This window comes from Thorsellia anophelis DSM 18579 (assembly GCF_900111395.1).
GTDB lineage: Bacteria > Pseudomonadota > Gammaproteobacteria > Enterobacterales > Thorselliaceae > Thorsellia > Thorsellia anophelis.
The window spans coordinates 21,563-33,807 of record NZ_FOHV01000014.1; the positions used below are offsets into that span (position 1 = coordinate 21,563).

The window sequence follows — 12,245 nt, forward strand, 5'->3', positions numbered from 1 at the left end:
CGCTTCTCTTACAGTTATTTCAAATTTGCATCTTTCATAATTTTCTTAACTGTTCCAATTTGCATATCTTTTCGAGGGTGTGGAACAGTAATTGTTAGTGGGTTATCTGGGTGTTCGAATTGATGATGGCTGCCTTTTACTCTTTTTAACACCTAACCGTTTTTTTTCTAACAACTTTATCAATTCTGCACTAGTCAACTTCCCCCCTTATTTATTTCAATAGGCTTATTATACACACGATACACAACAAGTAAATATTTAATGTGTGTATAGTGTGTTTTATTTATCTTTGGTTTTATTGTTAAAAAATACAGCTAGAGAACCAATTAAACAAAAAACCGCCACTTGGGCGGTTGAATATTATTTTTTGTTTTTATTGCAGTATATGAATATCACTGTGGCTTATGGGATAGCTTTTAAATTCAACAGGCAAGAAACCCAATGTTTTACAAATCCCTGTCGCCATATCATTAAATGTATCTGATTCACCGGTAAAAAATACCCTCGTTTTCATTACATTGCCTGATACAAATACTCTGACTAAATAACGCTTTTAGAATGAGAACGGTATCAACTTATCAAAGCTAATGTCTTTTTTAGATTCTGGTTGCTCTGCTTCGAGTAGCTCGCCCACTAATGCCAACTTATGCACGTACTCTACAGCAACAGGAAGCATTGAAGGTTCTAGTTCATTAATATGTTTAACGTTGAATCTCTGATGAACGTATGAATACGCTTCTGGATAAAGAATGTGTTTTTTGCTTACTAAGAGGTTGATTGCGTCTCTTAGTGGTGTTCTGTCATCAGCTGTTGATTTGCTATTTGTGGTTGACTGATTAAAACTAGCTCTTAATCTTTTCTCGCACTCAATAAAGTACCGTCTAATTTCTCTTCCTTTATCGTTACGCTCAACCATCGCTAGTTCTTTTGCTGTATCGAGTGTTAGGTGGTAACCTTTTTTGTTGTGTCCGCCTCTACCTTTTTGCTTACCAATTTTGGTAAGCAAAATAAAGTCTTGATTTTCAATGAAACCGTAATCAGTTATACGTTCCATGATCCAACTTGCAAATTGCTTTCCGACCTGCAAGAAAGCATGCAATTCTCGCGCATCACATAGTAAATTAGTTTCATTATTGATTTGACTCTCAAAGACAGGGATTAATTGATTAGTCATAATCGATAAATTTCAAAGAAATCATATGTTACTTTCTCAAGAGTCTGTTTTTTGTTTTTTTGGATTTCGATTGAATTACGCGGATCATCGCCATTTGCTAAATGTTCTAAAAACTCTATTTTTTTATTTCTTGCATCTTTAAGTGATATGATGGGATATTAGCCAATTGTGATCACTGCTCTTTTTTTGTCGCCGGTGCATAGTACCTAAACCGCCAAGTTTTTGTACCATAAACCCTAATTAGCAACTCTAACCCATCACCGTCAAAAAGAGTACTATCAGAATCTGTTGGTTTAGTTTGTTTTATTTCTGCATCTATAAGAGGTCGAATTTTTTTAGCCATTTCAATGTTTTCCTTATTTATGGTAACACAAGGTTTTTTTCCTCATGCTGTGTTACCATCCATGTTACTATTATTGAATGCTACTATGGAATATGACCGAACAAGTGAGTACATTTGAGAACATAAAATTTACAAAAAACACGTTAAATATATGTCTTAAAAGGGAATTTTTAGGATAATAGAACAGATAAGAACAGGTGAGAATATTTGATTGGCGTCCCCAGCAGGAAACGTCTATCTATTTTATTCAATGGTTTATTTTAATTATGCGCCTTTCGTGCGTACGCAGTTAAAAATAAGATAAATCTGATGTGTCAATTCATTTCTATTTCTTGTGAGTCTTTATGTTAAAGCTAATTAAAAAAATATTCAATCGAGAAAAAACAGTCAACTCTTTTATTCCAACCTACATTCAAATCCTAGAATCAAAAAATCTTAAGCTTAAAACTCTAAATGATAAAAAGCTTCATTTAAGCAGATTCACATCTGCACTGGGTCATCGACTGCTTGATGATATTAAGCCAATTGATGTTATAAATCTAACACAACCACTTGTCGAACAAGGCAAGCATAATTCAGCTCGAAAACTGTATTGGAACATCAAAGAGTTTTATTCCGAAGCTATCATCCACGGCTTGTGTGAATCAAGCCCTTTGACGCATATCAAACCGCCCAGAGATTCAGTAAAAAGAAATCGTTTAGCTACCAAAGATTTTTTAACTATGCTGCAAGCATCAAAACAACTCAATCGTAAAAAATGGTTTTATTTGGCTTTGCTATTAGCAGTAATCACAGGCCAACGCAGACATGATATATCGAAAATGAAATTCTCTGATATTTGGGACGGCTATCTACACATTAAGCAGCAGAAGACAGGCGCTATGGTCGCACTACCAATTGATTTGCGTCTTGATGTAATTGGTATGTCAATTAATGATGTCGTTAGCTTATGCAAAATTGGTAATAATTCTGAATTTCTACTAGTACATAAAAATAGCAGTCAAGTGCGTCCTCATTCACTGTCAGACGGATTTAGAACATTGTATGTAGATTGCTTCGGAGAGTGGGAAAAAGAGGGTACTCAGCCGAGTTTTCATGAAATTCGCTCGCTATCAGAGCGATTGTATCGTGAGCAAGGGATTAACACCCAAGTACTACTTGGCCATAAAAGAGCATCAATGACTGATATGTATAATGATGATCGAGGTCTTAGTAGCAAGGATTGGAAAAGATTGAAACTTTAACTTGCTTGCATGATAAAATTCTTCATGTAGACTGCAGTCACCCTCACAGCAGTGAGTCTTTTCTTTTTTGAGGTATTTATGGAAAAAAAACATGGGCTAGTTGGCAAACCAAGCAACAATTCAAAAGATATAACGAAAAAAATGATAAGTATCAGAGTCGATCCTGTTGATTTAGAACGTTGGAAATCGATTGCAGAATCTAATAATATGAAGTTCACTGAATTTTTTGAACAAGCTCTTAATGAAAAGTGTGCGAAATATCACAGTTGAAATTTAAAATGTATTGACATGTTAAATATCAATCATTATAATGCCCCCATCAACTAACAAAAGTGGAGCTAACGAAAATGAATGTAATGACTAAAGCATGGGAAATCTCTAGAAACGCAGTGGCAAAATTTGGCGGTAAAGCTAGTGATTATTTTCGTTCAGCTCTAAAAATGGCATGGGGTATTATAAGAGGTGTTACTATGAGTACAGAGCAAAAATTATTAGATTTGGGCTTAGAATCTTGGAAAGGTAAAAGAATCTACATTAAAGATGACTTCTTTGAAGTAGTTTTCGGATTGAAATTGGATAGATACAAATCAGGACAAATTAAAAAAGCTTATCTTAATGGCGAAGAAATTTCCAATAATCAAGCTTGGAAATTGTCTCAGCGTGAATATATTTACTTTGATATTGAAAAAAATGTATTTGTTGGTACTGAAATGAAACCAATTATTTAATTGTTTTGGGGGCATATAGCCCCTTTTTTTTATTCAAACCGCCCCATAAAGCGCCTTTAGCTCGTCGGGCGCATTCCAGCCTAAATACAAAGCCTCAAAGAATAACCAATAGCTCATATCTGGCATTTTTTCTAAATCAGGAAACGTATCTGATTGTGGCCATCTTCTAAACTCATCTCTAACTTGAATCAGTTCTTCCCTTTCTTCTTCAGTCAACCTATGGTCAGCTATCGTATAATCAATAACAGTCATTCTATCCGTTGCAGATAGAAACGAATCTCTACATTGACGCGCGATAACTTTTGGGTCTGGTTTCTCTACCTCAACGATTTCAATCTCGCCAAATTCTCCCTCCATTGCTCGCTGATAGATGTCGAACGTACTATCATCTGGATTACTGATTGCCCCGAACGGATACATATACTCGCCATCTTGGTAGATGTCTAGCTCTATAAATTTTTTGATGTTAATAGTGCGAGGGTTATGGTAAGTGACAACGGGCTCTTTGATTTCTTTTTGTTCATCTAAATTTTCATATTGCATTGGATATTCCTTTTAAGTTGATGCAAGCAAATTAATTTTTATAAATTTAGTTTATTCGCGTCCATGTTTGGACATATAAACCTAAAAAGTAATCGTAGACATCAGATACAAATCTATAAGTTCCTGCTAGGTTCCAAGAAAGAGTTGTACCTGCTATCGTACAGTTTTTATAATTAGGGTCATCATCCATAGGTGAATCCCACATCCGAGTAACAGATGAACCAACACCATTAAAAGCACCTGCGTTACCTGTGTGTAAAACTTCATTTTTTGAATAAGTCAGCCTGTTGTCTTCACGGAGTGTTAAATCATGATTATTTTTGCTGTTATATATTACTATTCTATCGTAAAACTTAGATGTACCTGCCTCAGCTACTCGCCCTATATAACCGAAATTCTGACCATTAGTATCTCTAAACCATATTTGAGAATTTTGACCTGCCATATTAGGCTTGACAATTAAACCACCTCCACCAACTGTCATTAACTTAGTAAAATTTAGCGTTGCATTTTCATGAGCAACTTGAGTCCATTTTGACCATACGCTTGTTCCGTTTAAAACTCTAAAACTAATTACCTCGCCTACAACGGCAATTTGAGTAATATAAGTGGATTCACCATGTTGCAAAACTAGCATTGCCCCACCTGATGAAGTATTCGCCCAATTTTTAGCAGTGCTAGCTATACTATAAAAACCTGCTTTCAATAGTGTGTTTACATCATTCAATGTTGGTGTCAAGTCATGGGCTAACGCATTGCTTTTCATTGCACCTAAGTTCAGCAATGCCCTAGCTTTATCCTGGACATCATTTAAATCATTTTTAGCTAACAATGCGCCATCAAGGCTCATTTCTTCAACACCAAGATGATCTTTGATTGCTTGTTTTTCTTCATCACTTAACGCTTCAAATTCTTGAATCAGCAAATCTTTATTAAATCCGCTTGTTGCATTTAAAGCAGCTTGTTTAGCTTCTTCAGCACTGACCTTAGATTCAGATGCTGATTGAGCTGAATCATTAGCGCTAGATTGAGCGTTATTAGCATGACTGAGAGCGGTATCTTCACTTTGCTTAGCTTGAGTAGCAGATTGACTTGCATTACTTGCGCTAGATGCTGAATCATTAGCAGATTGTAGAGATTTACTCGCTGATTCTGCTGATTTAGTTGCTGAATCTTTGGATTGTTTAGCAGAATTAGACGCATTTAGTGCGTACTGACTTGCATCACTCGCACTAGATTGAGCGTGATTCGCTGAGCTTTCGGCAGCTGTTGCATAATTTGTAACAGTTTGTATTGTTTGGTTTAAGTCTTGAAGATTCACGCTTAGTAGTGAATATGGATACATCTCAATTTCAGTACCATCTGGTTTTATAACTGTGAATGGCTCAGTGCCAGAGTACATTTGGTCAAATACTTGCATCTGTTCTTGATAGTGAGCGAGTGCTTTAGATGCTTTAAGTGCCACATCGCCAAGTGAACCGTAAACGACGCTCATAATCACGTAAGCACTGTTTGTCACATCTTCAAGCGCTAATTCTTTGATATAGAGTTCAGTATCACTCTTTACTTCTGTTATTTCATAAATGTTGTTGTTGACGATTAAAGGCTGACCTGCTTCAACGTTCGCTAGTTTGTCCTGCCACTTCGTTCCCATTCCAAGCACTTTATTGGTGCCTTTTTTGAGTGTTACTGTTCCGTTTCTGTACCACATTTCCTTTCTCCTAAAATGCAAAAAGCCCTCGAAGTGAGGGCTTATTTAAGATTTGCGTATGTATCGTATTTATCAGTCTCTATATAAAATATTTTCTGTAGAACTGACGGTTTATTTTCGATTGGTTCGGGAATATTAAAACTTTCAACTATATTTTTTAAAAAAATTTCATTCTGATGAGCCCCTGTAACTACGTGCCAATATGATCTTCCATCGTACAAGTTATTATATACAGAAGCGATGACTTGACGGCTGGTAGAAGCAGTTAGAACAGCAACATTATTGGTTAAAATTTTAGAAGCGTCATGCTTATTCTGAATATCAATACCGACATCTAAACTTTTAAATTCCAAAGGCATCCAACTCGAATTAAAGACCTCTACATTAAATTTACTATTGCTTTTCTCACCATAAATTGACATGCCATATTTGCTTAACGTTTTAGGTTGTTGAGAGAACACATACAAATCAGCACCAAAAGACACTTCTTTTTGAGTAGTTATTAGATTTCTTGGTTTTATAGCATTATTAGTCTGCCTTGGTGTGTAAGAGCGATAATCATTTATGTTCGATTCAATTAAAACAGCTGCATTTCTTGATTTTGAACGCATAAAAATCATAACTGGTAAGTTAGCACCAACCTCTGGCAATGTAATATATTGACCCGGAACAACATCAACTGCGTATTTACCGTGAAAAAAATAAGGTCTTCTGTTTAAAGAAAACCATAACCTTTTAGCATTATTTATCTCTATACCAAACATATTTACTCCAAATAGATCATAAATTTATCCCATCGACCGCATACGACTAATACAGAACTACCGCTTATATCTATATATGAGCCAGTTTTAGGAGGCTCATCAACAAAGCAAGCTTTCAATGACAACCCCCTTTGAATTTCTATTTGACAAATAAGCTTAATTAATCCCTCTTCATAATATTCCCATTTAGCATCTTTATATTTATCTGCCCAACCATAATGTAGAACAAAATTAGGAGATAATTGTGAAACTATATCCCTTCCATCATCTAGCTTTATTTGTAATCCATATGACATAAATAACCCTTCTTAAAGTTCACCCATTCGGACACGTAAGACACCTTTCTCATCGAATACATCAATTCTATTATTTGTAATGCTTATTCTCCCCCCTAAGCCAGAGCCATTAATTTCAATCTTGCCGCTTTTATCAATTCTCCAACCTGTTTTGCCTGTTACAAAATCATTTGATTGAATGAAATCCCCAATTTTAGCGTTAGTGATCGAGCCATCTTGAATAACTGCATTTCTCATAAAGACTTGACCGCCATTGACAAAGAAAGGGCTAACTTGTGTACCGTTGATTGAATTTAGAATTGAGAAATTATCTGCAAGGAACACTACATTAGCTTGTGTTTTGCCGTTGACCTCTTCAACACCTAAGCTCATTCCAGCGGCATAAATAACACCATTTGAGCTTATTTTTGCTGAAATAGAGTAAGTTGAAGATAAATTCCCTTTCAAATCAGCTAGAACGTTAGATTGAGTATTTAAACTTGCCGACAAACCATCAATATTCGCTTCTAAAATCTGATTTGAATAAGCTTGGGCTTTTTCTAAGTCTACAAGTGCCTCGTTAAATGTTACTAATTTAGCAGTCACAATATCATCAAAATTCGCTTGTAATTGTTCAATAGACTTAGCTGTCGCCTCTTTCTCATTGGCGATAACTTGGTAAACTTGAAGAATATCAGCTAATATTTCATGATCTTGTTCGCTCATTTGAGCTTTAAGGTTTTGTATTGCCTCTGCCATTGCCTCAGATTCAGTTACAACCGTTTTTTCAACTCGAGTAATTTCGGCTAAAAATTTACCATTCTGCTTCCTCTGACGTTGGATGTCTTCATCATTAGCAGTGGCATTGGAAATAATTGCAAGTGATTGTTTAAGTAAATCATCTGCGTGTTGCTCTATTGCGTCAAATTTATCTGAGAATTCGTCATTCAGTTGCTTAAATACATCAGATTCTTTAAGTGCGTCAGTAACAACTTTTTCAATATCATCAACACTAGTAGATGAAATGCCCTGTATCCAATCAGTCCAATCGCTTTGATTTCCCAATTTGTCTACTAAGCGTGCTTTGTAGAAGAACATCTGACCAGCACTTAACCCCATTTGCTGATAAGTACCTTGCGGATAAGAAATATCAGCAAGCAATAAAGCTCCCTTGTCACTATCTTGAGTGTTGTACCAAATCTCGGTTTTTAAGGTATCAGTTGCTTCTGCAGGAAAGTACCAGTTTAACTGGATACCAAAAGTAATAGGATTTGTAGTAAATCCTACAGGCATAGGCGGTTTACCTGCTTTACCTGTAATAGTCATTTCATCAGCATAAGACCAGCCTGAACTAATATCAGACGCATTAATAGCTCTTACACGCGCCTGATAGCGACCTGAGTAGATGCCCTCTATATCGAACGAATTAACACTTGAGCGTAGAGCTGGTATCCAATTGCCATTGTCCTTGCGCCACTCTGATTCATAACTGATTGCGCCATCTGTTTTATCCCATTCAACATGAAGTGTGGCAATATTGATACCCTGTTCCACCCTTGATGATGACGTGATTACAACGTTAGCAACAGGCTTTTGAATTGATGAGGGTACGACTGAGATTGGTTTAGATTCAATCCTTGCGCCATTGTCGATTCGTGCGTATTTATCAGGATCGTGAGATGTTGCCGTGATAGCATAAGTACCATCATTGTTATCAGCGATAGAAACCACTCTAAACTGCTGAATTGCCAAATCATCAGCGTCAATACTCCAAACCGATTCTTTCATCGGCGCTTCTGAGTAGTCAGCTGAAACCGTTAAGATTTTGTCTTTAACCCCTTGGATAGTGCGTGCTTCTGCTTTACCGCTAGGTAAATTGATGATTAATCTATCGCCTACCTTTGCATCAGATTTTCTATCTAAAGTGATGTTGCGACCATTTACAGCACTGATTCGACCACCAAGCACTCGTCCTGATAATTTAGGGTCCGCAATTCCTATGATGCCGCCTGGTCTTGGGATATTACCGTCAAGCCCAACATTAAAAGAGATGGTTCTATCATTTCGATTTGTCTGAAGTATCCAATCTGCCCTGCGTCTGGCTTCGCTTTCCCTTGTGCAGCCAATTGCCGTGATTGATGTTTCTACGTAACCATAACGCCTAACCAAATCAGGGTCAGATACCACCGCGACCTCATCTTGGTATTGATTGTCAGGATTAGACCAGGAAACCATCACAGTTGAGTATTTAGTGTTGTGAGCCGCACCGGAGTAATTGAATTTGCCATCAACAACATTTGCAGGTGTGTAGATGTAATCAATGTCGGCTGGCATATCAGCAATAGAAGCTAAAATCCCTTTTGACCAGTACGTCATACCTCTAAAAATTGCTGCCAAGTCTCTTAGAACTGTGTAAGCTTCTGCTTTTGATTGAATATACACATCACATATGAAACGCGGCTCAGTACCACTTCCACCTCTACCGTCAGGTACCAATTCATCACAATATTGTGCGATTCTGTACAGTTCCCACTTGTCAATTTGTTCAAGTGAAATACGCTTACCAAGCCCAAAACGTTCATTAGTTACGATATCAAAGAAAACCCAAGCAGGGTTATTGGTCCATGCCCACTTGAATTGACCATTCCAAAGGCCTGAATATGTGCGAGTTATAGGGTCATAGTTATTCGGCACTCTAATCACACGCCCTTTAGGTTTGCAGCTAATCTTAGGGATAGACTGAAACTGCTTAGAGTCAAATTCAACATAGAGCAATGCAGTATTTGGATAACTCAACTTTGCATCAATAATTTCAGTAATTGCTTGAATATTAGTTTTATCCGCCACTTTTGCAGTACTCGAGTCAGCAGTTAAGCGTCTAACACGTATCATCCACCCTGTTGTGGCTTTTGGTAGGTTGATTCTATGTGAACGCTCGTAGAGTGATGTTGTTTTGCCGTCAAATGCGGACCTGATAATTTCTTGATAACTTCCACCGTCTGTTGCTACATCGATAGCATATTCAACTCGTGAGCCTGTCACATCTCCGTTATCATGTTGACGTTGTAATGCTTGCACACCAAGTCTTACTCTAACAGCTGATAATTGAGTGTTGGTTATTGATTTCGCATAGGGATTAGCTGCTTTAAGTTCGGTACCAATTGTTTGTTCATTCTCAACTGCAGGAAACCCTTGTATGTAATCTTGGTCTTGGGTACCAGTTCTTAACTCCCAAGATACACCCGTAAAATTCATTGTGCCATCAGCATTAGCTAGTGGTGTGCCGTCCAAGTAAATATCCTGCGCTGTTAATCCACCTGCGATTTCACCCTCGCATAAAGCTATTAGAATTTTAGCCTTAGCGACTGATAAAAGAGAATCAGGGGACTCTACAGGCGTATGCTGACTACCGCCACCACCTTTTTTGCCTTTAATCATTAAGTTATTGTTGGTCATCTGTGTATATCCCTGCTGAAATGATTGCCCCACCTATTTCTCGGTGACCATAGTACACTGCCACTGGATTGCCTTGTGCCGTAGTATTTACAGAACCACCAAAAGCGTAATTAGGTTTATTTTCTGGCGATTCTGATATGCCTAATCCTTTAGGTTGTGGCGATAGCATTTGGACGATGCCGCCTAGTAACATGGCAGCACCCATTAACCCAAATGTGCCTGCTGTGGTACCTGCAGCGAACATTCCAGCTGCGCCAAGAACGGTGCCACCAGTCATAATTGCTGCTACACCAAGTAACGCAACCCCTAAAATGGTTTGAAATAGACCACCAGATTTATTGCCAATCACTACTGGCACAATTCTTATCTCATTCTGGCCAACGTTATCGTGCATTTCATCAATGCCTATATTCCTCTTAGATTTAAAAACAGCAAACGTTAAGCCCATTTTTTTAGAGTCCAACAGAAACTTATCAAAGCCTTGAATTTGCGTTGATAATGCTCGAATTGCTTCTGCAGTAGTTGAAATATCTAACTCAAAGATCTTGCCAAATTTCCTGCCAAGTACTCCGCCTAGCCTAATCTTAGTAAGTCTCGCCATTTCCTTTGCTCCATAAAAAAAGCCCCTGATTTCTCAAGGGCTCTAAAGTAATGATTTATGTCTAACTATTCGTATCGTTCGGTCTCGATAATAACCGCCATACGGTACCCGTTGGCTCAATTGTCCGTACAGATGATGAAGTAACATTCCATTTTCAAGTAATATGCCTGCGTGATTGGCTACATCAGCTTGTACTTGCATGATGATGACATCGCCCACTTGCGGTGTATCCACTTCTATGAATCCAGCTTCAGTGAAATTATCTTCGTAACGATTTTCGCCTGCTTCCCACCACCTGTAATCTACTCGATAATCAGGTATTTCAATGCCGTGCTCTAATTTGTAGTAGTCCATGATTAAACCGTAGCAATCAGAATGACCTAAAACAAATTGACGACCAACTAAGGGTAAAATACCTCTCGGTTGAATGGTACCAATATCGCCCTCTGGCCAACTGAATATATGCCACGTTAGATTAGTAGCATCGCACATTGATTTATCTAACTCACTTGGTTGAGTAGTAGCGTCTGGGTGAGAGTGAACTATTGCGATGATCTCGCCCCAATCTTCCGCATTAGCGTAATCTTCTGGTGATAAGATGAATTGCTCTTTAGGTGATTGTGCTAGGTTTCGGCATGGTAAGTACTTCTGCACTCGTCCTTTAATTGCTATCACACCGCATGATTCTTTCGGGTATTCGGCCTTGACGTGTCGCCAAATTGATTTTTCTACTTTTTTTCTCATATTGTACCCAATAAAAAACCCTCTGGAGAGGGTTTGACTAATTTAAACATATCAAATAGGTGTAAATTTGATTTCTTGAGTATCAAAATCCAAACCCATTCTTTCGAAAGTTACATGCCTTAAGGATTGGTTTTCTTGAAATTTTTCGATGACATACTTAATATAAATTTCAGGTGTATAACATCCAAAATATATTTTTTTTATTGCGCTATGCCCGTATTTCACTAATCCTTCTTTTTCAAAAACAAACCTGTATTCATCCTCATACAACCAATCAGCTGTTTTCATAAAATAATTAGATATGAAATAATCAGCAAAACTAGAGTCTACTAGATTTTCACTCTCAATCCTTTTTTCACCACTTTCGATGTAAGAAATTTTCCGGTGATAAAATAATTTTTCTTCTTGCAGGGAAAGTTCAAACGCCTCAGGATCATACTCTATGCAAATTCCACGATAGTTATCTGTATACCTATCCCAAAGGCTTAACGACTTATTTGTTAGAGAAACGCAATAAATCCCCCAGCCATTCATATCTCCAATAATTTCATCGGAAATCTGACATGCAATACCATAGAATTGCGCATTAAATTTTTCTAAATCATCTCTTTTGGCATTAACAACATCAATATCTTGGTCTTTCAGTAACTCACGCTTTTTCT

General features: G+C 37.4%; 14 protein-coding genes and 1 pseudogene. 3 read left to right on the top strand and 12 right to left on the bottom strand.

The window, feature by feature from the left end; all coding sequences use genetic code 11:
- Positions 1 to 14: 14 nt before the first annotated feature.
- The 4 genes and pseudogenes from BMW37_RS09255 to BMW37_RS15115 form a co-directional block, all read right to left on the bottom strand.
- A pseudogene (locus tag BMW37_RS09255) lies at positions 15 to 198 on the bottom strand (type II toxin-antitoxin system HicA family toxin).
- A gap of 175 nt (positions 199 to 373) precedes the next feature.
- The gene (locus BMW37_RS15110) at positions 374 to 514 is read right to left on the bottom strand and encodes a hypothetical protein (protein ID WP_177168631.1); all 141 of its coding nucleotides are present in this window, start codon (positions 512 to 514) and stop codon (positions 374 to 376) included.
- Between the two features lie 39 nt (positions 515 to 553).
- A complete protein-coding gene (locus BMW37_RS15575; RefSeq protein WP_093320078.1) occupies positions 554 to 1,174 on the bottom strand; it encodes an antA/AntB antirepressor family protein in 621 nt (206 codons plus the stop codon).
- 172 nt (positions 1,175 to 1,346) lie between these two features.
- Positions 1,347 to 1,517 (bottom strand): integrase arm-type DNA-binding domain-containing protein, encoded by a 171-nt coding sequence (locus tag BMW37_RS15115; protein ID WP_177168632.1) that lies wholly within the window; start codon positions 1,515 to 1,517, stop codon positions 1,347 to 1,349.
- Positions 1,518 to 1,861: 344 nt separating this feature from the next.
- Between BMW37_RS15115 and BMW37_RS09265 the strand changes: the two genes are divergently transcribed.
- The 3 genes from BMW37_RS09265 to BMW37_RS09275 all read left to right on the top strand — a co-directional run bounded on the left by BMW37_RS09265 (position 1,862) and on the right by BMW37_RS09275 (position 3,489).
- Positions 1,862 to 2,761 carry a tyrosine-type recombinase/integrase gene (locus BMW37_RS09265; protein WP_093320080.1) on the top strand — a complete coding sequence of 300 codons (900 nt, stop codon included), beginning with the start codon at positions 1,862 to 1,864 and terminating at the stop codon, positions 2,759 to 2,761.
- A 78-nt stretch (positions 2,762 to 2,839) separates the two neighbouring features.
- Positions 2,840 to 3,031, top strand: coding sequence for a hypothetical protein (locus BMW37_RS09270; protein ID WP_093320083.1), 192 nt, complete (start codon positions 2,840 to 2,842; stop codon positions 3,029 to 3,031).
- 77 nt (positions 3,032 to 3,108) lie between these two features.
- Entirely contained in the window at positions 3,109 to 3,489 is a 381-nt protein-coding gene (locus BMW37_RS09275; protein WP_093320085.1) for a hypothetical protein, read from the top strand.
- A gap of 33 nt (positions 3,490 to 3,522) precedes the next feature.
- Here BMW37_RS09275 and BMW37_RS09280 read toward each other — a convergent pair whose 3' ends face one another.
- The 8 genes from BMW37_RS09280 to BMW37_RS09315 form a co-directional block, all read right to left on the bottom strand.
- Positions 3,523 to 3,909 (bottom strand): hypothetical protein, encoded by a 387-nt coding sequence (locus tag BMW37_RS09280; RefSeq protein WP_143047629.1) that lies wholly within the window; start codon positions 3,907 to 3,909, stop codon positions 3,523 to 3,525.
- Positions 3,910 to 4,078: 169 nt separating this feature from the next.
- Positions 4,079 to 5,743, bottom strand: a complete 1,665-nt coding sequence (locus tag BMW37_RS09285; protein WP_093320090.1) for a pyocin knob domain-containing protein — start codon at positions 5,741 to 5,743, stop codon at positions 4,079 to 4,081.
- A 41-nt stretch (positions 5,744 to 5,784) separates the two neighbouring features.
- Positions 5,785 to 6,507 carry a hypothetical protein gene (locus BMW37_RS09290; protein WP_093320093.1) on the bottom strand — a complete coding sequence of 241 codons (723 nt, stop codon included), beginning with the start codon at positions 6,505 to 6,507 and terminating at the stop codon, positions 5,785 to 5,787.
- Between the two features lie 2 nt (positions 6,508 to 6,509).
- Positions 6,510 to 6,803, bottom strand: coding sequence for a hypothetical protein (locus BMW37_RS09295; RefSeq protein ID WP_093320095.1), 294 nt, complete (start codon positions 6,801 to 6,803; stop codon positions 6,510 to 6,512).
- A gap of 12 nt (positions 6,804 to 6,815) precedes the next feature.
- Entirely contained in the window at positions 6,816 to 10,238 is a 3,423-nt protein-coding gene (locus tag BMW37_RS09300; protein ID WP_093320098.1) for a TipJ family phage tail tip protein, read from the bottom strand.
- Positions 10,225 to 10,839, bottom strand: coding sequence for a tail assembly protein (locus BMW37_RS09305; protein WP_093320101.1), 615 nt, complete (start codon positions 10,837 to 10,839; stop codon positions 10,225 to 10,227). Before BMW37_RS09305 ends, BMW37_RS09300 begins: the two co-directional genes overlap by 14 nt.
- A 42-nt stretch (positions 10,840 to 10,881) precedes the next feature.
- Entirely contained in the window at positions 10,882 to 11,583 is a 702-nt protein-coding gene (locus tag BMW37_RS09310) for a C40 family peptidase (RefSeq protein WP_093320104.1), read from the bottom strand.
- Between the two features lie 51 nt (positions 11,584 to 11,634).
- Positions 11,635 to 12,117: a DUF2971 domain-containing protein gene (locus tag BMW37_RS09315; protein ID WP_093320106.1), complete on the bottom strand. Its 483-nt coding sequence runs from the start codon at positions 12,115 to 12,117 to the stop codon at positions 11,635 to 11,637.
- Between the last annotated feature and the right edge of the window lie 128 nt (positions 12,118 to 12,245).